Annotated in this window: 18 protein-coding genes; 9 read left to right on the top strand and 9 right to left on the bottom strand. The window is 65.1% G+C overall.

The window, feature by feature from the left end:
- Positions 1 to 74: 74 nt before the first annotated feature.
- Positions 75 to 2,150 carry a M13 family metallopeptidase gene (locus SOM28_RS14630; RefSeq protein ID WP_320468542.1) on the bottom strand — a complete coding sequence of 692 codons (2,076 nt, stop codon included), beginning with the start codon at positions 2,148 to 2,150 and terminating at the stop codon, positions 75 to 77.
- Positions 2,151 to 2,727: 577 nt separating this feature from the next.
- Here SOM28_RS14630 and SOM28_RS14625 point away from each other — a divergent pair.
- Complete coding sequence (locus tag SOM28_RS14625; RefSeq protein ID WP_320468541.1) at positions 2,728 to 4,164, top strand: S41 family peptidase; 1,437 nt, start codon at positions 2,728 to 2,730, stop codon at positions 4,162 to 4,164.
- A gap of 120 nt (positions 4,165 to 4,284) precedes the next feature.
- Positions 4,285 to 5,406 carry a beta-ketoacyl-ACP synthase III gene (locus SOM28_RS14620; RefSeq protein WP_123070957.1) on the top strand — a complete coding sequence of 374 codons (1,122 nt, stop codon included), beginning with the start codon at positions 4,285 to 4,287 and terminating at the stop codon, positions 5,404 to 5,406.
- Positions 5,407 to 5,421: 15 nt separating this feature from the next.
- On the opposite strand, the gene SOM28_RS14615 is transcribed toward SOM28_RS14620, so the two are convergent.
- From SOM28_RS14615 to SOM28_RS14585, 7 genes are all read right to left on the bottom strand, one after another.
- On the bottom strand, positions 5,422 to 7,455 hold the full coding sequence (locus SOM28_RS14615) for an NADPH-dependent 2,4-dienoyl-CoA reductase (protein WP_320468540.1): 2,034 nt from the start codon (positions 7,453 to 7,455) through the stop codon (positions 5,422 to 5,424).
- Positions 7,456 to 7,524: 69 nt separating this feature from the next.
- Positions 7,525 to 7,980 carry a hypothetical protein gene (locus SOM28_RS14610; protein WP_123070959.1) on the bottom strand — a complete coding sequence of 152 codons (456 nt, stop codon included), beginning with the start codon at positions 7,978 to 7,980 and terminating at the stop codon, positions 7,525 to 7,527.
- Positions 7,981 to 8,000: 20 nt separating this feature from the next.
- Positions 8,001 to 8,483, bottom strand: coding sequence for a DUF2721 domain-containing protein (locus SOM28_RS14605; RefSeq protein WP_109345637.1), 483 nt, complete (start codon positions 8,481 to 8,483; stop codon positions 8,001 to 8,003).
- A gap of 111 nt (positions 8,484 to 8,594) precedes the next feature.
- A complete protein-coding gene (pip, locus tag SOM28_RS14600) occupies positions 8,595 to 9,551 on the bottom strand; it encodes a prolyl aminopeptidase (protein WP_320468539.1) in 957 nt (318 codons plus the stop codon).
- 57 nt (positions 9,552 to 9,608) lie between these two features.
- The gene (locus SOM28_RS14595) at positions 9,609 to 10,940 is read right to left on the bottom strand and encodes an amino acid deaminase (RefSeq protein ID WP_320468538.1); all 1,332 of its coding nucleotides are present in this window, start codon (positions 10,938 to 10,940) and stop codon (positions 9,609 to 9,611) included.
- A 124-nt stretch (positions 10,941 to 11,064) separates the two neighbouring features.
- A complete protein-coding gene (gene phbB, locus SOM28_RS14590; RefSeq protein ID WP_123070082.1) occupies positions 11,065 to 11,805 on the bottom strand; it encodes an acetoacetyl-CoA reductase in 741 nt (246 codons plus the stop codon).
- Positions 11,806 to 11,896: 91 nt separating this feature from the next.
- Positions 11,897 to 13,075 carry an acetyl-CoA C-acetyltransferase gene (locus SOM28_RS14585; RefSeq protein ID WP_320468537.1) on the bottom strand — a complete coding sequence of 393 codons (1,179 nt, stop codon included), beginning with the start codon at positions 13,073 to 13,075 and terminating at the stop codon, positions 11,897 to 11,899.
- A 332-nt stretch (positions 13,076 to 13,407) separates the two neighbouring features.
- On the opposite strand from SOM28_RS14585, the gene minC reads away from it, so the two are divergent.
- The 4 genes from minC to SOM28_RS14565 all read left to right on the top strand — a co-directional run bounded on the left by minC (position 13,408) and on the right by SOM28_RS14565 (position 16,058).
- Positions 13,408 to 14,208, top strand: a complete 801-nt coding sequence (gene minC, locus SOM28_RS14580; protein ID WP_320468536.1) for a septum site-determining protein MinC — start codon at positions 13,408 to 13,410, stop codon at positions 14,206 to 14,208.
- A 36-nt stretch (positions 14,209 to 14,244) separates the two neighbouring features.
- Entirely contained in the window at positions 14,245 to 15,060 is an 816-nt protein-coding gene (gene minD, locus SOM28_RS14575; RefSeq protein WP_320468535.1) for a septum site-determining protein MinD, read from the top strand.
- A 1-nt stretch (position 15,061) separates the two neighbouring features.
- A complete protein-coding gene (gene minE, locus SOM28_RS14570; protein ID WP_005663943.1) occupies positions 15,062 to 15,313 on the top strand; it encodes a cell division topological specificity factor MinE in 252 nt (83 codons plus the stop codon).
- Between the two features lie 208 nt (positions 15,314 to 15,521).
- The gene (locus SOM28_RS14565; RefSeq protein WP_320468534.1) at positions 15,522 to 16,058 is read left to right on the top strand and encodes a carboxymuconolactone decarboxylase family protein; all 537 of its coding nucleotides are present in this window, start codon (positions 15,522 to 15,524) and stop codon (positions 16,056 to 16,058) included.
- 43 nt (positions 16,059 to 16,101) lie between these two features.
- On the opposite strand, the gene SOM28_RS14560 is transcribed toward SOM28_RS14565, so the two are convergent.
- Positions 16,102 to 16,716, bottom strand: coding sequence for a hypothetical protein (locus SOM28_RS14560; protein WP_123070087.1), 615 nt, complete (start codon positions 16,714 to 16,716; stop codon positions 16,102 to 16,104).
- Between the two features lie 224 nt (positions 16,717 to 16,940).
- Here SOM28_RS14560 and SOM28_RS14555 point away from each other — a divergent pair, with 224 nt between their 5' ends.
- The 3 genes from SOM28_RS14555 to prfA all read left to right on the top strand — a co-directional run bounded on the left by SOM28_RS14555 (position 16,941) and on the right by prfA (position 20,151).
- The gene (locus tag SOM28_RS14555; protein ID WP_123070088.1) at positions 16,941 to 17,630 is read left to right on the top strand and encodes a response regulator transcription factor; all 690 of its coding nucleotides are present in this window, start codon (positions 16,941 to 16,943) and stop codon (positions 17,628 to 17,630) included.
- Positions 17,631 to 17,704: 74 nt separating this feature from the next.
- Positions 17,705 to 18,979 (top strand): glutamyl-tRNA reductase, encoded by a 1,275-nt coding sequence (hemA, locus tag SOM28_RS14550; protein WP_320468533.1) that lies wholly within the window; start codon positions 17,705 to 17,707, stop codon positions 18,977 to 18,979.
- A gap of 95 nt (positions 18,980 to 19,074) precedes the next feature.
- Positions 19,075 to 20,151: a peptide chain release factor 1 gene (gene prfA / locus SOM28_RS14545; RefSeq protein WP_320468532.1), complete on the top strand. Its 1,077-nt coding sequence runs from the start codon at positions 19,075 to 19,077 to the stop codon at positions 20,149 to 20,151.
- Positions 20,152 to 20,278 lie beyond the last annotated feature (127 nt).

Genomic DNA, 20,278 nt, shown 5'->3' with positions numbered 1-20,278 from the left:
TCTCTCTCTCTTTGTTGTGAGTGCAATGCAAAACGGGCCGGCGCTCGTGACGCCGGCCCGTCATGTGGACCAGATTACCAGATGATGACGCGTTCTTCAGGCGGCAGGTACATCTTGTCGCCCGGCTTCACGTCGAAGGCCTTGTAGAACTCGGCCATATTGCGCACGGTGCCGTTGGCGCGGAACTGGCCCGGCGAGTGCGGATCGGTCTTGACCTGGTTGATCTGCTGCGCTTCGCGCATCTTCGAACGCCACACCTGGCCCCAGCCCATGAAGAAGCGCTGGTCGCCCGTAAGGCCGTCGATCACCGGCGCCGGCTTGCCGTGCAGCGAGATCTGGTAGGCCTTGTAGCCGATCGCCAGGCCGGCGTTGTCGCCGATGTTCTCGCCCAGGGTCAGCTCGCCGTTGACGTTATAGCCTGGCAGCGGGCTGTAGCCATTGAACTGGTTGACCAGCTTGTCGGTGCGGGCCTTGAATGCGGTCTTGTCCTCGGCGGTCCACCAGTTGCGCAGGTTGCCGTCGCCGTCCGACTGGCTGCCCTTGTCGTCGAAGCCGTGGCCGATCTCGTGGCCGATCACGGCGCCGATCGCGCCATAGTTGACGGCGTCGTCGGCGCGCATGTCGAAGAACGGCGGCTGCAGGATCGCGGCCGGGAACACGATCTCGTTCATCGTGCTGCGGTAGTACGCATTCACGGTCTGCGGCGTCATGCCCCACTCGGTGTGGTCGATCGGCTTACCCAGCTTGCCGATATTGCGCTCGTACTCGAAGGTCGAGGCGCGCATCGCGTTGCCGACCAGGTCGTCGCGCTTGATGTTCAGGCGCGAATAATCGCGCCACTTGTCCGGGTAACCGATCTTTGGCGTGAACTTGGCCAGCTTGGCGCGCGCTTCCTTCTTGGTCGCGGGGCTCATCCACTCCAGGTTGTCGATCGACTGACCATAAGCAATGATCAGGTTCTTGACGAGCTGTTCCATTCGTTCTTTGCGCTCGGCCGGGAAGTGTTCTTTCACGTACAGCTTGCCGAGCGCCTCGCCCAGCGCGCCTTCGACGGTGGCCACGCCCTTCTTCCAGTCCGGACGCTGCTCGGTCACGCCGGTCAGCGCGGTGCCGTAGAAGGCGAAGTCCGCGTCCACGAAGGCCTTCGACAGGTAGGGCGCGTATTCGCGCAGCAGCTGCCATTCGAAGTAGGATTTGACGGTCGCCAGGTCGGTCTTCGCCAGCAGTTCAGTCAAGCCGCTGAAGTAGCTCGGCTGGTTGACGATGATGTAGTCCAGCTTGTTGCCCACGCCGGCCGCGCCCAGTGCCGCCTTCCAGTCGTAGCCAGGCGCCAGTTTGGTCAGCTCGGCCACGCTCATCTTGTTGTAGCGCTTGACCGGGTCGCGGTTCTCGACCTTGGTCCACTGCACCTTGGCCAGCTCGGTCTCGAAGTCGACGATGGCCTTGGCCTGGGCCGCGGCGTTCTTCTCGCCGGCAAGCAGGAGCGTCTTCTCGACGTGCTGCTGGTACTTGGCGCGCACTTCCGCCAGCTTGGCGTCGTCGAGCTTCAGGTAGTAGTCACGGTCGGGCATGCCCAGGCCGCTCTGGCTGATGTAGGTGGCGTACTTGGTCGACTCGCGCATGTCCTGGCCGACGTAGATGCCATAGGGGCTCGAGACGCCGATCTTGGCCAGGTGGGCGGCCAGGGCCGGGATGCCCTTCTTGTCCTTGAGCGCGCGGATGCGCGACAGCTCGCCGGTCAGCGGCTTGTAGCCCAGGGTTTCGCGGCGCTCGGCGTCCATGAAGCTGGCATACAGGTCACCGATTTTCTTCGTTTCGGTGCCGGCCTTGGCGCCCGTGTCCTTCTGGGCCGCCTCGATGATCGCCAGCAGCTGCGGCGTGGTGTCTTCGCGCAGCTTCATGAAGGTGCCCCAGCTCGAACGGTCGCTCGGGATCTCGGTCTCCTTGAGCCACTTGCCGTTCAGGTGGGTGAAGAAGTCGTCCTGCGGACGCACGCTGGTGTCGATGTACTGGGTGTCGATGCCCGAGATGACGCCGGCCGGCGCAGCGGCGGTGGCGGCGGTGGCCGGGGCAGCGTCGGCGGCCATGGCCGGCGCAGCGAAGGCAGTCATCAGGGACAGGGTCAGGGTGCTCAGGAGGTGTCGCTTCACGGGAAAAATCCTTACTTGCAGTGCGATTGCAGGGGTGAATCGGTTCCGGCCGGATGGTCGGCAAAAAATCATTCTAGCGGTTAGGCAATAAACCTCGCTGCCGGAGCACGGATTTTTACTTTTCGATACACGGCACACATGTGTTTTCGCGTATGCATGTGTTGGAAGATGACAACAGGGTGACAAGTGCGGCCCGTGTCCGGCGGCGAGGAATGTACAATCTGCGCAGAGGCAGCCGACTAGATCGCACCATGTGCGAAAACGGGACCGGAAAGAAAAAAGCCCGCGGTGGAGGCCGCGGGCAAAGACCACTTCAAGAGTGGAGAGAGAGAAAAACTGGTTCCAACTATAGGCTGCCTCATCAGCACGCTCTTCTACTCTTACAATTGCTTACCATCGTAAGACCGGGTGCAACAACTCCCCCGCCCTCCTCCTCCGCCGTATTTCCAGATTAATAGCTTTTGCGCCGCCGCCCGCAGCCGCGCACGAACCGGTTTATACTGGCCTTGCGCTACCTCAGGCATAAGCTCGCGCCTGCCGGTTCCGTGCGCTACGCGTGCCTCAACGGATCAACACCATGGGTTCCACCTTCAAGAATTCCTGCCTCGTCGGCCTGGGCGTGGTCGCCGGGGTCGGCCTGACCATGCAATTCTCGGCCCTCGCCTTCAAGCCGCCGGTCGACGCCAGCATGCCGATCGCCGAGCTGCGCCAGCTGGCCGACGTTTACGGCGTCATCAAGTCCACCTATGTCGAGCCGGTCGAAGATAAAGCCCTGCTGTCCGAGGCGATCGCCGGCATGGTCGCCTCGCTCGACCCGCATTCGGCCTACCTCGATCCGCGCGCCTACCGCGAGCTGCGCGAAGGCACCGAGGGCCGCTTCGTCGGCGTCGGCATCGAGATCGCCGTGAGCGAGGACGGCTATATCGAGATCGTCAGCCCGATGGAAGATTCGCCGGCCTACCACGCCGGCATCAAGGAGGGCGACCTGATCACCCGCATCGACGGCCACCCGGTGCAAGGCACGCCGATCGACGACGCCATCAAGCGCATGCGCGGCGAGCCGGGCACGCGCGTGACGCTCACGGTCGCCCGCAAGGACGCGCCCGAGCCGCTCGACTTCACCATCGAGCGGCGCGAGATCGTACAAAAAAGCGTCAAGGCGAAGATGGTGGAACCGGGCTACGCCTGGCTGCGCATCGCGCAATTCCAGGAACCGACCGTGGACGATATGGCGGCCCGGCTGCAGGCGCTGTACCGCGAAGACCCGGACCTGAAAGGCCTGGTGCTCGACCTGCGCAACGACCCGGGCGGCCTGCTGCAGGGCGCGATCGGCGTCGCCGCGGCCTTCCTGCCGAAGAACGCCGAGATCGTGTCGACCAACGGCCAGCTGGCCGACTCGCGCCAGCGCTTCTACGCGCGGCCCGAGTTCTACATGCTGCGCAGCGGCGCCGATCCGCTGGCCACCTTGCCGCCGGCGTTCAAGAACTTGCCGATGGTGGTGCTGGTCAATACCGGCTCGGCCTCGGCCTCCGAGATCGTGGCCGGCGCCCTGCAGGACTACAAGCGCGCCGCCATCCTGGGCAGCCAGACCTTCGGCAAGGGTTCGGTGCAGACCATCCGCCCGATCGGACGCGACGCCGCCGTCAAGCTGACCACGGCGCGCTACTACACCCCGGCCGGGCGCTCGATCCAGGCGCGCGGCATCGTGCCCGACTTCCCGGTCGACGAAACCCTGGAAGGCGACGGCCTGAACGCCCTGCGCATGCGCGAAGCAGACCTGCAGCACCACCTGTCGAATGGCACGGGGCAGGAGGTCGCCACGCGCGAGGACGACATCGAGGAGCAGATGCGCCTGCTGGCCGAGGCGCGCACCCGCAAGCCGCTCGACTACGGCAGCGCGGACGACTTCCAGCTGGCCCAGGCCCTGCGCCACCTCAAGGGCCAGGAAGTGGTGCTGTCCCGGCGCGCCGAACCCTCCACCACCCTGGCCCAGCACGGGCACAAGGGCGAATAACGGTGAATAAGCGCGACTGAACAGTCCCTGCGGCAGCCGATTCCCAGGTATGCGCCGAGCGTGTAGAATCGGCGCATCTTGCGCACAACCGTGCTTATTTTCCCTGAAAGTTTGCTGAATATGAAACCTGTCGTCATCAGCGGCACCGGCCTGTTTACCCCGCCGCACTCCATCTCGAACGACGAGCTGGTGGCAGCCTTCAACGCCTATGTCGAACTGCACAACCAGGAACATGCCGCGCAAATCGCGGCGGGCGAAGTGACGGCGCTGGAGCCGTCGAGCAGCGCCTTCATCGAGAAAGCGTCGGGCATCAAGTCGCGCTACGTGATGGAAAAGAGCGGCATCCTGGACCCGAGCCACATGACGGCGCGCATCCCGGAACGGGCCGACGACGAAATCTCGGTGCAGGCCGAGATGTGCGTGGCCGCAGCGCGCGAAGCATTAACGCGCGCCGGCAAGCAGCCGCAGGACATCGACATGGTGCTGGTCGCCTGCAGCAATATGCAGCGCGCCTATCCGGCGATGGCGGTCGAGGTGCAGGAAGCGCTGGGCATCGACGGCTTCGGCTTCGACATGAACGTGGCCTGCTCCTCGGCCACCTTCGGCATCGCCACCGCGGTCGACGCGGTGCGCAACGGCCGCGCACGCGCGGTGCTGGTGCTGAACCCGGAAATCACCAGCGGCCACCTGAACTTCCGCGACCGCGACAGCCATTTCATCTTCGGCGACGCCTGCACCGCGCTCGTGATCGAGGCCGCGGAGACGGCAAGCGGCGCGCACCAGTGGGAAATCCTCGATAGCCGCCTCAAGACCAGCTTCTCGAATAATATCCGCAACAACTTCGGCTTCATGAACCGCTTCGACGAAGCGGGCATCGGCCAGCCCGATAAACTGTTCCGCCAGCAGGGCCGCAAGGTGTTCAAGGAAGTCTGCCCGATGGCGGCAGCCACCATCGCCGACACGCTGGCGGCGGCCGGCCTGGAAACCAAGGACGTCGCGCGCTACTGGCTGCACCAGGCCAACCTGAACATGAACCTGCTGATCGTGCGCACCCTGCTGGGCCGCGATGCGACAGCCGACGAAGCGCCGGTGATCCTGGACAGCTATGCCAACACCTCGTCGGCCGGCTCGATCATCGCCTTCCACAAATACCAGGATGACCTGCCGGCGGGCGCCAATGGCGTGATCTGCTCGTTCGGCGCCGGTTACTCGATCGGTTGCGTGGTGGTACGCAAGAAGTAATCACATCGGCGCGGCTCACAGCCGCGCCGCCAGTTCCGCCCCTTCGCGGATCGCGCGCTTCGCATCCAGCTCCGCCGCCAGCGCCGCACCGCCGATCTTGTGGAAGCGCGGTCCGCCGCTGCTTCCTTCGGCCGGCATCAGTTCCGCCAGGCTTTCCTGCCCGGCGCAGATCACCACATTGTCCACCTCCAGCAGGCGCGCCTCGCCCCCGACCGTGATGTGCAGGCCGGCGTCGTCGATGCGGTCATACTGCACGCCGGCCAGCATGGTCACGCCGTTACGCGCGAGCGTGGCGCGATGCACCCAGCCCGAGGTCTTGCCCAGGCCGGCGCCGGGCCGCGTGGTCTTGCGCTGCAGGAGCCAGACCTGGCGCGGCGGGTGCGGCGCCACGGGCGGCGCCAGTCCGCCGGGCGTCGCCACCGACGGGTCGACACCCCACTCCTTCATCCAGTGCGCGGCCGGCATCGGCAGCACTACCTGCGGATCGTGCACCAGGAATTCGCCGGTATCGAAACCGATGCCGCCGGCGCCGATGATCGCCACCCGCGGACCGATCGGACGGCCGTCGCGCAGCACGTCGATATAGCTCGCGACCATCGGATGGTCGATGCCGGGAATCGCCGGTTGACGCATGCGGATGCCGGTCGCCACGATCACGTCGTCGAAGCCCTGCGCCAGCAACTCGTCACGCGAGACCCGACAGTTCAAACGCAGGTCGACGCCGAGCAATTCCAGTCGGCGGCCGAAATAACGGATCGTCTCCGCGAATTCCTCCTTGCCCGGAATGCGCATCGCGATATTGAACTGGCCGCCGATGCGGTCCTGGGCGTCGAACAGGGTCACGCGATGCCCGCGCTCGGCCGCCACGGTTGCCGCCGACAGGCCCGCCGGCCCGGCGCCGACCACCGCGATGCGGCGCGCCGTGACGGCCTTGCGGAACACGAGTTCGGTCTCGTAGCAGGCGCGCGGATTGACCAGGCAGGTCGCGCGCCGGTTGGAGAACGTATGGTCCAGGCAGGCCTGGTTGCAGGCGATGCAGGTATTGATCTCGTCGCTGCGGCCGGCGGCGGCCTTGGCGACGAAATCGGCGTCGGCCAGGAAGGGCCGCGCCATCGACACCAGGTCGGCGTCGCCGCGCGCCAGGATGCCTTCTGCCTCGGCCGGCATATTGATGCGGTTCGAGGCCACGACGGGGATGCCGACTTCCTTGCGCAAGCGTCCCGCGACCTCGGCGAAGGCGGCGCGTGGCACCGAAGTGACGATGGTCGGGATGCGTGCCTCGTGCCAGCCATAGCCGGTGTTCAGGATCGTCGCGCCGGCGCCTTCCAGCGCCTTGGCGGACAGCACGATCTCGTCCCAGGTATTGCCGCCGTCGACCAGGTCGAGCACCGAATGGCGGTACATCAATATGAAATCCGGCCCGACCGCGGCGCGGATGCGGCGCACCACCTCGACCGCCAGGCGCATGCGGTTCTCGATCGGCCCGCCCCAGCGGTCGGTGCGGCGGTTGGCGCGCGCGCACAGGAACTGGTTCAGCAAATACCCCTCGCTGCCCATGATCTCGACGCCGTCGTAGCCGGCGGTGCGCGCCAGCGTTGCGCAGCGCACGTAAGCGCGGATCGTCGATTCGATGCCGGCCTCGGTGAGGGCCTTCGGCTTGAAGCGCGAGATCGGCGACTTGATGCTGGACGCCGACACCACGAAAGGCTGATAGCCGTAGCGGCCGGCGTGCAGGATCTGCATCAGGATCTTGCCGCCCTCCTCGTGCACGGCGCGCGTGACGCGCCGGTGGTTGGGCACGTCGAAGAGGGAGTTCAGGGTCCCGCCGAAGGGCAGCAGCCAGCCCTGGCGATTGGGCGAGATGCCGCCGGTGACGATCAGGCTCACGCCGCCGCGCGCGCGTTCGCGGTAGAAGGCGGCCAGCTTGCCGTAGTTGTAGAAGCGGTCTTCGAGCCCGGTGTGCATCGAGCCCATGATCACGCGGTTCTTGAGGGTGGTGAAACCCAGGTCGAGCGGCGCAAGCAGGTGAGGATAGGTAGCAGTAGTCATCGCGGCATTACACCGCGATTTTCTGGAGTCGTGCGTCTAAACGACTGAATCAGGGGACGCGCTGCGGCATCAAGCCAGGTGGCTTTCGCGGTCGCGCAGCTCGGCGAAGCTTTCGATGCTGCCGATGCTGACCACCACCGGGTTCAGGCTGGCGCCGGGCGACATCGGACGCCAGGCGAACTGCCATTCCTTTTCGCGCGACTGGCCCAGGCTCTTGGTGAAGGCCGCGCCCAGCGGCGAACGGTTGCCGTACTCGATGGCGCCGTCGATGCCCGCCCAGTTGGGCAGCAGGCGCTGCACGGCACGGTGCAGGCGCTCGCCGAATTCCTCGGTATTGTGGATCACCAGGCAGGCGTCGCTCGGCGTGATGATGTCGAACAGGCGCTTGTCCCAGACGGTGGAAAACGCGACGTGCAGGAAGCCGCCATTGGGCTCGAGGCGGAACTGGCCGGTCTTGAGCGCGTTTTCGAGTTCGGTGCGCAGCGCGTAGCGGTGCAGGGTCGGAGGGCGTTGGTAGTCGTGCATGGGATTCTTTCTTGCCGCATTCAAGGCTGAGTGGTCGGCGATGGTGGCGGCGGCGGTGGCGATTGCAGCATCATGATGGCCTGGTGCTGCATGCGCATGAACTTCGATGCGATGAAGATCTCGCGCAAAAAATAGACGAAGCTGCTGATCAGGGCGATCATCGCGAACACGAAGCAGGCGGCGATGTACTGGTCGAGCGGGATGCCGGTGGTATCGCCCGCGAACAGCATCGCGATGACCACGCACACCAGCAGGCCGCAGGCGGTGCTGGAGGCGATCGCGAAGTTGATCAGGTGCGAGCGCTGGTAGAGCAGTTCGAGTTCGCTGGAGAACTCGGCGTTGGGGCTGACCTTGAGCCGATCCTCGAGCACGCGCGTGCGGTCGATGATGCGGGCCAGCCGGTTGGTCAGCACGGTCAGCTTGGTGGCCACGCCGGTGAGCAGGAAAACCGGCGCGATCGCCAGCTGGATGACATGGCCGATATCGCTGATCTGGATATTCATAAGAACACGTTTCGAATTGTTGTGATGTGCCTGGTGCGTAGGGTGGACGGGTTCCCCGTCCACGCGTTCAACCGCATAAGCGTAGTGTAGCAGCCGTCAGCACCATAACCCTCATTCGAAACGGCCGAGGCGCTTGAACTGCTCGGTCGCCGCCACCAGCGCGCGCGCGATCCCCGCCTCCAGCGCGCCATGGCCGGCATCGGCGATCATCTCCAGCTTCGACCCCGGCCACGCCGTGTGCAGGCGCCAGGCCGACAGCGGCGGACAGATCACGTCGTAGCGGCCCTGCACGATCACCGCCGGCAGGTGGGCGATGCGTCCCAGGTCGCGCAGCAGCTGGTCTTCTTCCAGGAAGGCGCCGTTGAGCATGTAGTGCGATTCGAGCCGGCCCACGCCCAGGTCGAGCGTATCGTTCGCCACTTCCTCGGGCTGCGGCAGCAGGAAGACGCGCCGGCCCTCGAAGCGGCTCCAGGCGCGCGCCGCGGGCCAGTAGACGTCCGGATCGTGACACAGCAGGCGGCGCGCATAGGCCTTGAGCAGGTCGTGCCGTTCTTCCTGCGGAATCGGGGCCACGAATTCCTCGTACAGCTCGGGATAGAACCAGCGCACCTCGTTGATGAACCAGTCCACCTCGGCCTGGGTGCACAGGAAGATCCCGCGCAGCACGAAGCCCAGGCAGCGCTCGGGATGGGCCTGGCCATAGGCCAGCGCCAGGGTCGAGCCCCATGAGCCCCCGAACACCAGCCACTGTTTGACGCCGAACAGCACGCGCAGGCGCTCGATGTCCTCGATCAGGAGCGGGGTCGTGTTGTTCCGCCACTCGCCCAGCGGCGTCGACTTGCCGGCGCCGCGCTGGTCGAACAGGATCACGCGGTAGGCGCGCGGGTCGAAGAAGCGGCGGTGCTGGGGCGACAGGCCGGCGCCGGGGCCGCCGTGCAGGAACAGCACCGGGATGCCGTCCGGATTGCCGACTTCTTCCCAGTAGATCGTGTGCGTCTCGTCGACCGCCAGCATGCCGTGGCGGATGGGCTGGATCGGCGGGAACAGCGACGGCGGCGTGACGGGCATGGCGGCTCTTGTTGGCAGTGATTCAAGAAGCCGATTGTAGCGTACCGACAGCTGCTTTTAGAAGAAGGTATTGAGTGCGTAGCGCACCGTGTAGGCGTCGTCCACCGCCAGCAGCAACGGCCACTTGTCGAAGGTGGTGCACGGATGGGAGATGCCGCAGCCGACCAGGTCGCCGACCGCCAGGCCGTCACATAAAGGGTCGCCGTCCGGCAACCTCAGGTAGGCGTGCTGGTCGTTCATCTTGAAGATCGTGCAGCCGGGCGGCAGCGCGGCCGGCACGGTATCGCCATCCGCAGCGCCGTCGGGGCGCGCCGTATACAGCGGGATCGGCAGGTCGGCGTCATAGGAAGCGTCGCGCTTGCCCATGGTGAGGATGGCCAGGGTTGGCTCGGGACGCGACTGGACCATGCTCCAGACTTCGAGCGCCGGCCTTAACCCTTCCTGCCCGCCTTCGCGCGCGTTCAGCTCGTCGATATGGCGGCGGTACATGCCATGGTCGCTCGTCAGGTAGCAGCCGCTGCGCAGGATGGCGCGCACTGGACGCGACAGGCCGTCCACGCCCTGGAAACCGCGCGCCACCAGGTCGAAATAGGATGAGCCGCCGGCCGAGACCAGGATCTCGGGCGTGGCGAACAGGCCTTCGCCATCGGCGCCGCGCACGAGGTCGACCAGTTGAGCCAGGAAATCGTCGACCTGGCGCAGGTCGGCGGCGCGGTCGTCGCTGACGAGCAGGCCTTCGTAACCCTCGAAGCCGGCCAGCGCCAGGCCGTCGGCCGCCGCGATGGCGCGCGCCACCTCCATCGCTTCCTGCGGCGTGCGGCAGCCGGCGCGCTTGCCGGCCAGTCCCAGCTCGACCAGCACCGGCAGCGGACGCGCCAGCCTGTGCGCCGCGACCGCCTGCGCCAGGCGCACCACGCCGGCCTGCGAATCGGCCAGCACGATGCACTCGAAATCCGGATCGCCATGCAGCAGGGCCAGCACGGCCTCGATGTCGCTGCGCGCCACCAGCTGGTTGGCCAGCAGCACGCGGCGCACGCCGAAGCGGTGCGCCACCTGGACCTGGATCGCGGTGGCGAGGGTGATGCCCCAGGCGCCATTGGCCAGTTGCGCGCCGAACAGCTGCGGGCTCATCGTGGTCTTGCCGTGCGGGGCCAGGGTGACGCCGTGGCGCTCGCAAAAGGCGCGCATCCAGGCGAGGTTGTGGCGCAGGCTCGATTCCCTGAGCACGGCGACCGGGTAGCTGGTATCGCCGCGCAATACGTTCCAGCCCTGCACGCCGATCGCGCCCTGACGCAGCGGTTCGCGCAGCGGCAAGCCCTTGGCGCCGGGGAGCAGCAGCTGTTCGTCGAGGCTGGACAGGGCGAGGCCGCCGTGGGGCAAGGTGTGCATGATCGGCTCCGTGAAGATCGGTGGATCGTTATTTTATGATGGATTGTTAACGCAAAAACGTCGTCCCCGCGCAGGCGGGGACGACGTGCTTGGGCTAACGAACTAACGATGCTGCCCTGATGGATCAGGACATATGCTGCCCGCCATTGATGGCGATATTGGCGCCGGTGACGAATGCGGCTTCGTCCGACGACAGGTAAGCCACCAGGCCCGCGACTTCTTCGGGCTTGCCCAGGCGGCCCATCGGAATCTGCGGAATGATCTTGGTTTCCAGCACTTCGCTCGGGATGTCCATCACCATCTTGGTGCCGATATAGCCGGGCGAGATGGTGTTGACGGTCACGCCCTTGCGCGCCACTTCCAGCGCCAGCGCCTTGGTGAAGCCATGCATGCCGGCCTTGGCCGCCGAGTAGTTGGTCTGGCCGAAAGCGCCCTTCTGGCCGTTCACCGACGAGATATTGATGATGCGGCCCCAGCCGCGCTCGACCATGCCGTCGCAGACCGGCTTGGTCATATTGAACACGGAATCGAGGTTGGTCTTGATCACGGCGTCCCAGTTGACCTTGTCCATCTTTTTGAAGGTCATGTCGCGGGTGATGCCGGCGTTATTGACCAGCACGTCGATCGGGCCGACGTCGGCGATCACCTGGCGCACGCATTCCTGGGCCGCGTCGTAATCGGCCACGTCGCAGGCATAGGCCTTGAAGTCATAGCCCTGCTCCTTCATGGCGCCGAGCCAGGAGTCGACCTTGGTATTGCCCGGCGAAAAAGTGGTGACGACCTGATATCCCAATGCGGCCAGCTTGATGCACACCGCTTCGCCCAGGCCGCCCATGCCGCCGGTTACTAATGCTACTCGAGCCATTGTCTTCTCCAGTTTTATTGTGTCACTTCATACCGCTTGAAACCGACGGCGCCGCGGCGAGCGGGCCGTCGCTACTCTCGTCAGGCTATCCTCAGTCGCGCTCGACCGCCAGCGCCACACCCATGCCGCCGCCGATGCACAGGCTCGCCAGGCCGCGCTTGGCGTCGCGGCGGATCATTTCGTGCAGCAGGGTGACCAGCACGCGGGCGCCGGAAGCGCCGATCGGGTGGCCCAGGGCGATCGCGCCGCCGTTGACGTTGATCTTGGACGTGTCCCAGCCCATCTGCTTGTTGACGGCGATGGCCTGGGCGGCGAAGGCTTCGTTGATTTCCATCAGGTCGACGTCTTCGTGGGTCCAGCCGGCCTTCTTGAGGCACAGCTGCGAGGCCGACACCGGGCCCATGCCCATGATCGACGGGTCGAGGCCGGACGACGAATAGGCCTTGATGCGCGCCAGCGGGGTCAGGCCCAGCTCTTTGGCTTTCGAGGCGCTCATCATGATCACGGCAGCGGCGCCGTCGTTGATGCCCGACGCATTGCCGGCGGTGACCGAACCTTCTTTGTTGAAGGCCGGACGCAGGCTGGCCAGCGCCTCGAGCGTGCTGCCCGCTTTTGGATATTCATCGGTGTCGAAGACGGTCGTGCCTTTCTTGGTCACGATCTCGACCGGGATGATCTCGTCCTTGAACTTGCCTTCTTTTTGAGCAGCTTCGGCCTTCAGCTGCGATTGCAGCGCGAATTCGTCCTGCTCGGCGCGCGAAATCTCGTATTTCTTGGCGACGTTCTCGGCGGTGACGCCCATGTGGTACTGGTTGTAGACGTCCCACAGGCCGTCGACGATCATGGTGTCGGTGAGCTTGGCGTCGCCCATGCGGAAGCCATCGCGCGAGCCGGCCAGCACGTGCGGCGAGGCGCTCATATTCTCTTGCCCGCCGGCGATGACGATCTCGGCGTCGCCGCAGCGAATCGCCTGGGTCGCCAGGTGGGTGGCCTTGAGGCCGCTGCCGCAGACCTTGTTGATGGTGTAGCCGGGCACCATGTCGGGCAGGCCGGCCTTGAGGGCGGCCTGGCGCGCCGGGTTCTGGCCCACGCCGGCGGTGAGCACCTGGCCCATGATGACTTCGCTGACGGTTTCGGGGGCGATGCCGGTCTTGGCCAGCAGGTGCTTGATCACTTGCGCGCCGAGCTCGGCGGCCGGAATCTTGGCGAGGGTACCGCCGAATTTGCCGACGGCCGTACGACCGGCGGCGACGATGACTACTTCTTCCATGTTCAATCTCCGTTCAGCCGGCCGTGGCCGGCAACATACAGAATTCCCTCGGACTCGGCGCGCCATTCTGCGATGGCGGGCTTTGTGCATGGGATCGATAAAAACCTCAAGTTACGGAATGAGGAGCCCATGCTGCTGTTAAAGCATCAGCAATCTTAGCAGTTTATTCATCAAAAACAACACGCCAATCGTGCGTGTTTGATCTAGCGCATGACTTAATTTTTGGTTGCTGACAAACGTTCAATTTCTGTTAGGAATGATGCGTGCGCTTCTGTCCTTTTCTACAATTTTCACAGTAGAATGCACAAGCGCAACGCCAACTACACCGCTTTATGCCTAAAACCACGCTTCCCATCGAAATCAAGATTTCCACGGTCGTTGCCATTTCCACGATCCTGCACTCGGCCGACCCGGAAGCCATCGACTCCGCGCTGGAGCAGATGACCGGGGGCGTATCGGACTTCTTCGAGGACGAGTTCGCGGTGATCGACGTGGCCGCGATCGCGCCCGAAGCGCCGGGACTCGACTGGGCGGCGCTGGTGTCCCTGCTCAAGAAATACCGCCTGAACGCGGTCGCCGTACGCGGCGCCAGCCCGGCGATGGTGGAAGCGATCCGGGCCCAGGGCCTGGCGCTGGACGACGGCTCGAGCGGCGTGCGCGCCGGCGGCCATGCGGCCCCGCCGCCCGCCCCTGCCGCGCCCGAATCGGCGCCACCCGCGGCTCCGGCAGCGGCGGCGCCCGCGCCGACACCGGCCCCGGAAGCGGCTGCTGCCGCCGCCCCGGCCGTCGTGCCGATGATTATCGACACCCCGGTGCGCGCCGGCCAGCGCATCTATGCGCGCGGCACCGACCTGATCGTCACCGCGGTGGTCAATAATGGCGCCGAATTGATCGCCGACGGCAGCATCCATGTGTATGCGCCGCTCAATGGCCGCGCACTGGCGGGCGCCTCCGGCAATCCGGACGCACGCATCTTCGCGCTGTCGATGCAGCCTGAGCTGGTCTCGATCGCCGGTGTGTACCGCACGTTCGACGAAGGTTTTCCGTCCGACCTGTCGCGCCAGCCAACGCAGATCCGGCTGGTGGGTGACCGGATCGACATCCAATCGCTGGCTCCGGCACCCCGCGCCTGATCCCCGAACTGAACAGATACTGTAAAGGACTTTTTTGTGGCAAGAATTATTGTTGTGACGTCCGGCAAGGGCGGTGTGGGCAAAACGACCTCGAGCGCCAGCTTCTCCACCGGCCTGGCGATGCGCGGCCACAAGACGGCGGTGATCGACTTCGACGTCGGCCTGCGTAACCTCGACCTGATCATGGGCTGCGAACGCCGCGTGGTCTACGACCTGATCAACGTCGTCAACGGCGAAGCGACCCTGAACCAGGCGCTGATCAAGGACAAGCACTGCGAGAACCTGTTCATCCTGCCGGCTTCGCAGACGCGCGACAAGGACGCCCTGTCCGAAGAAGGCGTGGAGCGCGTGCTGAACGACCTGGTCAAGATGGACTTCGAGTTCATCATCTGCGACTCGCCGGCCGGCATCGAGCACGGCGCGCTGATGGCGCTGACCTTCGCCGACGAGGCGATCGTGGTGACCAATCCGGAAGTCTCGTCGGTGCGCGACTCGGACCGCATCCTGGGCATCCTGCAGGCCAAGTCGCGCCGCGCCCAGAGCGGCAGCGAGCCGGTCAAGGAACACCTGCTCATCACCCGCTACTCGCCGAAGCGCGTCGAAGCGGATGAGATGCTGTCTTACCAGGACGTGCAGGAAATCCTGCGCATCCCGCTGATCGGCATCATTCCGGAATCGGAATCGGTGCTGCACGCTTCGAACCAGGGCAACCCGGCGATCCATTTCAAGGGCACCGACGTGGCCGATGCCTACGAGGACGTCGTCGCGCGCTTCCTGGGCGAAGAGCGCCCGCTGCGCTTTACCAACTACGAAAAGCCGGGCATCTTCCAGCGCATTTTCGGAGCCAAGTGATATGGCATTGCTTTCATTCCTCTTCCCCGAAAAAAAGAAGAGCGCGACAGCCGCCAAGGAACGCCTGCAGATCATCATCGCACGCGAACGGACCAACCGCGCCGGTCCGGATTTCCTTCCGGCCCTGCACCAGGAGCTGATCGCGGTGATTTCGAAGTACGTCAAGGTCAATCCCGACGACATCAAGGTCTCGCTCGACCGCCAGGGCAACCTGGAAGTGCTGGACGTGAACGTGGTGCTGCCGGATACCTGACCTGCGCCGCCCCTTCGCCCGACGATGCCCGCCCCGTGCGGGCATTTTCTTTGGCACCGCGCTCAATGGCAGTGAGACGATCGGGCAATTATTAGTTGAATTCGGGCATTCAAAGTATCGACGGGCCTGCCTATACTGGGTTCATGGCTGCAACACATCGGACAGCCAACCAGAGAAACCCAACGAACTTTCGACAAGGAGCTTCACCATGACCCGTCTCGCCTCCCACCCCGTCTCGGACGCCACCGGCGCCGCCGCCCAACTGTTCAGCGCCATCCAGGGCGCCGTCGGCAAGGTGCCGAACGCCTACCGCGACATCGGCAGCAACAGCCCGGTGGTCCTGGAATCGGTGCTGGCCCTGGACGCCAGCCTCAAGAAAACCACGCTGTCGGCGCGCGACATCGAAGTCATCAAGCTGGCGGTCAGCGCCGTCAACGGTTGCGACTACTGCGTGGCGGCCCACAGCCTGATGGGCAAGATGGCCGGCCTGACTCCCGACGCGCTGGCCGCCGTGCGCCAGGGCCAGGCCACCGGCAATGCCCGCGAAGATGCGCTGGCGGAGTTCGCGCGCCACCTGGTGACGACCCGCGGCACCGTGGATGCAGGCGTGGTCGAGACGGCGAAGGCGGCCGGCGTGAGCGATGCCCAGATCGTCGACCTCACCCTGGCGATCACGGCGATCACCCTGACGAACCTGTTCAACCGGATCAACGATACGGTGGTCGATTTTCCAAAGGTGGCATGATCCGTAGGGTGGACAGCTCTGCTGTCCACGCGTTCGACCATCCTCACATCACCAACACCGGCTCTTTCGCCGGTCCGCTGACCGCCCCGCCATTGACCGGCACGGCGGTCGCGTCGTCTTTCTCCTCCACCGGCTGCGGCGCCTCGCCCGCGGACTCGGCCCGCTCCAGCTCCTGCACCACCTTCACACAGGCCTCCACGTGCTGCGCCCCCATCCGCTTGAACAGCGTGTAGCCGATCGCCGCCGACGCGATCTGGCCGGCCAGCGGTACCATCTTGGCCGTGGTCTTGACCGCCATGCGGCCGGCCACGACCCGGAACAGGCGCGCGACGGCGCCGCGCGTCACCAGTTTACCGACCAGCATGCCGCCCACCGAGGCCGCCGCCTTGTAGGCGATCACGCGCATACGTGGGTGCAGGCGCTCGATCTGCTTCTGGGTGAGGCCGAATTCGGCATTGATCTGGTCGACCAGGGCGGCGAAACCCGTGATGTCGGCCAGCAGGTCGAGGCCGGGTACCGGCACCGCGGCCACCGCCGCCGAGATGGCGGCGCGCTTCTTGACCAAGGCCAGGCAGCGGGTACGGGTGATGTCGATCTCGGCGCCGCTGACGGGTACGCGATCCTCGGTCACAGTGATGTTTTTGCGTGTAAACAACATAATTTCCCCCTCTACATTATCTGAATGACATATAAAATTCAGTCTACGCCTATGGGGAGATTTTCTGCGTGGTCCCTTTAACACAACAGTCTTATAGTACAAATGTCACCTTTTGGTGTCCGAGCGAAGTTTATCAGTAGCATCGTTTTGTGAAAGTCTGATATATTTGGTTTAACTTTGTAGGAATCTTCCTACATAGGCAACCACACAACATTTCGCCCGTCATGAAGATCGCCGTCCTGGAGCAAGACCGTCCCCAAGCTGACCTGATTTGCCAGGTCCTCAGCGCCGCTGGCCACAGCTGTCAATCGTATGACAGCGCCAAGGAGTTATTGGGGCAGTTACGCAAGGACAGTGCCGACATGCTGGTGATGGACTGGAATGTCCCCGATATGGAAGGCGCCGAAGTGCTGCGCCGCGCCAAGGAAAAGCTGGCGTCCACTGCGCCGACGATGTTCCTGGTCGGGAATAACGCCGAAGACGACATCATCGCCGGCGTCACCGCTGGCGCCGACGACTACCTGGTCAAGCCGCTGCGCCGCGGCGAGCTGGTGGCGCGCGTCTCGGCCCTGCTGCGCCGCGCCTATCCGTCGCAGAACAGCGCCGAGCAGCTGCAGTTCGGTCCGTACACCTTCGAGACCCGTCCCGGACGGCTGCTCAGGGACGGTTCGGTGATCGACGTGACCCAGAAAGAATTCTCGCTGGCGCTGCTGTTCTTCCGCAACATCGGCCGCCCGCTGTCGCGCGCCTACATCCACGAATCGGTGTGGGTCCGCGAAAACGACGTGCCGTCGCGCACCATGGACACCCACGTTTCGCGCGTACGCAACAAACTCCATCTGCGGCCAGAGAACGGCTTCCGCCTTGTGCCGGTCTACAGCTATGGCTATCGGCTGGAAAAGCTCGGCGCCTAGGCGGCCCCGCCTGAAACCCTGAAGGCAAGAGGGTATAATGGCCATCGTCCATTGACCCTCGTCCTCCCCCCGAAATGCAACTGCTTGCCGTCGGCCTGAACCACACCACAGCACCGGTCTCGCTGCGCGAGCAGCTGGCGCTCGCGCCCGACCAGATCGGCACGGCGGTGCAGTCGGCGCGCGGCTGGTTCGCGCGCCAGGGTTCCACCGGCGGCGAAGAAGCGGCGATCCTCTCGACCTGCAACCGCACCGAGATGTATGCGGCGATCAAGCTGCCCGACCCACTGGACGCTTCCGCCCAATTTTTGGCGCATTATCATGCGCTCAACTACGCCGAGTTGCGCCCCCACCTCTACCTGCTGCCGCAGGACAACGCCGTGCGCCACGCCTTCCGCGTCGCTTCGGGCCTGGATTCGATGGTGCTGGGCGAACCGCAGATCCTGGGCCAGATGAAGGATGCGGTGCGCACCGCCGACGCCGCTGGCGGCCTGGGTACCTATCTGCACCAGATGTTCCAGCGCACCTTCGCGGTCGCGAAGGAAGTGCGCACTACCACCGAGATCGGCGCCCACAGCGTGTCGATGGCCGCCGCCGCGGTGCGCCTGGCGCACCGCATCTTCGATCGCATCGCCGACCAGCACGTGCTGTTCATCGGCGCCGGCGAGATGATCGAGCTGTGCGCGGCCCACTTCGCGGCCCAGAACCCGAAATCGGTCACCATCGCCAACCGCACCATGGAGCGCGGCGAGGCGCTGGCCGCCCGCTACAACGGCCGTGCGATCCGCCTGGCCGACCTGCCGGACAATCTGCAGCAATTCGACATCGTCATCTCGTGCACCGCCTCGACCCTGCCGCTGATCGGCAAGGGGCTGGTCGAACGCGCCGTCAAGGCGCGCCGCCACCGCCCGATGTTCATGGTCGACCTGGCCGTGCCGCGCGATATCGAACCCGAAGTCGCGCGCCTGGACGACGTGTTCCTGTACACGGTCGACGACCTGGCCCAGGTGGTGCAGACCGGCATGGAAAGCCGCCAGGCCGCCGTGCGCCAGGCCGAAGCCATCATCGAGACCCGGGTCCAGTCCTTCATGCACTGGGTGGGCGACCGCGCCGTGGTGCCGGTGATCCGCGACCTGCACGAATCGGGCGAGGCCTTGCGCCAGGCCGAGCTGGAACGCGCGCGCAAGATGCTGGCGCGCGGCGACGATGCCGAAGCCGTGCTCGAAGCGCTGTCCAAGGGCCTCACCGCCAAGTTCCTGCACGGCCCGCAACAGGCCCTGCACCAGGCCGAGGGCGACGACCGCGCGCGCCTGGCCACCCTGCTGCCGCAGCTGTTCCGCGGCCGCCGTTAGCGCCCGATTCTCCCGGCGGCCCTGCCCGCCATGCGCGCCAGCTCGCGCAACCCGGCCCTTCCCGCGGCCATCCGACCATCTTCCTGAGACTGCTTATGAAACCTTCCATGCTGTTCAAGCTGGACCAACTCGCCAACCGCCTCGTCGAGCTGGATGAACTCCTGATGAGCGAAGGCGCCACCGCGAACATGGACAGCTACCGCAAGATGTCGCGCGAACGCGCCGAGCTGGCGCCGCTGGTCGACGTGTACCGCCAGTACCAGGGCGCGCTCGAGGATACCGAGGCGGCGCGCGAGCTGCTGCAGGATCCCGGCATGAAGGACTTCGCCCAGGAAGAAATCGAGGCCGCGAAAGAACGCATGGCGGGCCTGGAGCTCGAGCTGCAGAAAATGCTGCTGCCGAAGGACGCCAACGACGAGCGCAATATCTTCCTCGAGATTCGCGCCGGCACCGGCGGCGACGAGTCGGCCCTGTTCGCGGGCGACCTGCTGCGCATGTACACCCGTTTCGCCGAGCGCAACCGCTGGCAGGTCGAGATGGTGTCCGAGTCGCCGTCCGACCTGGGCGGCTACCGCGAAGTCATCGTGCGCCTGGTCGGCAACGGCGCCTATTCGAAGCTCAAGTTCGAGTCGGGCGGCCACCGCGTGCAGCGGGTGCCAGCCACCGAAACCCAGGGCCGCATCCACACCTCGGCCTGCACGGTGGCGGTGATGCCCGAGGCCGATGAGGTCGAGGACGTCGACATCAACCCGGCCGACCTGCGCATCGACACCTACCGCGCTTCCGGCGCCGGCGGCCAGCACATCAATAAGACCGACTCCGCGGTGCGCATCACCCACTTGCCGACCGGCCTGGTGGTCGAGTGCCAGGACGACCGCAGCCAGCACAAGAACAAGGCCTCGGCCATGAAGGTGCTGGCGGCGCGCCTGAAAGATGCGCAGCTGCGCGAGCAGCAGTCGAAGGAAGCGGCCACCCGCAAGAGCCTGATCGGCTCGGGCGACCGCAGCGAGCGCATCCGCACCTACAACTTCCCGCAGGGCCGCCTGACCGACCACCGCATCAACCTGACCCTGTACAAGCTCGACTTCATCATGGATGGCGACCTGAAGGAGCTGACCGAGGCGCTGGCCCAGGAGCACCAGGCCGAGTTGCTGGCTGCGCTGGGTGACTGATGACTTAAGTCATTGTTAAGTTGCCAGATTGAAAATGGCGAAGCGTCGTTTGCAACGTTTATGCGAGAATAACGGCGATCCTGCCAAAGGTCAGGTGGACGGCGAAGCCGTCCACCTGACCCGTTTT

The organism is Massilia sp. CFBP9026 (assembly GCF_034045165.1).
GTDB lineage: Bacteria > Pseudomonadota > Gammaproteobacteria > Burkholderiales > Burkholderiaceae_D > Telluria > Telluria arenae.
This window is presented reverse-complemented; position numbering and strand designations above follow the sequence as displayed.

Coding starts and splice junctions, on each gene's coding strand:
- SOM28_RS14625 (WP_320468541.1), top strand. CDS start 2,728: ATGGGTTCCACCTTCAAGAATTCCTGCCTCGTCGGCCTGGGCGTGGTC.
- SOM28_RS14620 (WP_123070957.1), top strand. CDS start 4,285: ATGAAACCTGTCGTCATCAGCGGCACCGGCCTGTTTACCCCGCCGCAC.
- SOM28_RS14615 (WP_320468540.1), bottom strand. CDS start 7,455: ATGACTACTGCTACCTATCCTCACCTGCTTGCGCCGCTCGACCTGGGT.
- SOM28_RS14610 (WP_123070959.1), bottom strand. CDS start 7,980: ATGCACGACTACCAACGCCCTCCGACCCTGCACCGCTACGCGCTGCGC.
- SOM28_RS14605 (WP_109345637.1), bottom strand. CDS start 8,483: ATGAATATCCAGATCAGCGATATCGGCCATGTCATCCAGCTGGCGATC.
- pip (WP_320468539.1), bottom strand. CDS start 9,551: ATGCCCGTCACGCCGCCGTCGCTGTTCCCGCCGATCCAGCCCATCCGC.
- SOM28_RS14595 (WP_320468538.1), bottom strand. CDS start 10,940: ATGCACACCTTGCCCCACGGCGGCCTCGCCCTGTCCAGCCTCGACGAA.
- phbB (WP_123070082.1), bottom strand. CDS start 11,805: ATGGCTCGAGTAGCATTAGTAACCGGCGGCATGGGCGGCCTGGGCGAA.
- SOM28_RS14585 (WP_320468537.1), bottom strand. CDS start 13,075: ATGGAAGAAGTAGTCATCGTCGCCGCCGGTCGTACGGCCGTCGGCAAA.
- minC (WP_320468536.1), top strand. CDS start 13,408: ATGCCTAAAACCACGCTTCCCATCGAAATCAAGATTTCCACGGTCGTT.
- minE (WP_005663943.1), top strand. CDS start 15,062: ATGGCATTGCTTTCATTCCTCTTCCCCGAAAAAAAGAAGAGCGCGACA.
- SOM28_RS14565 (WP_320468534.1), top strand. CDS start 15,522: ATGACCCGTCTCGCCTCCCACCCCGTCTCGGACGCCACCGGCGCCGCC.
- SOM28_RS14560 (WP_123070087.1), bottom strand. CDS start 16,716: ATGTTGTTTACACGCAAAAACATCACTGTGACCGAGGATCGCGTACCC.
- SOM28_RS14555 (WP_123070088.1), top strand. CDS start 16,941: ATGAAGATCGCCGTCCTGGAGCAAGACCGTCCCCAAGCTGACCTGATT.
- hemA (WP_320468533.1), top strand. CDS start 17,705: ATGCAACTGCTTGCCGTCGGCCTGAACCACACCACAGCACCGGTCTCG.
- prfA (WP_320468532.1), top strand. CDS start 19,075: ATGAAACCTTCCATGCTGTTCAAGCTGGACCAACTCGCCAACCGCCTC.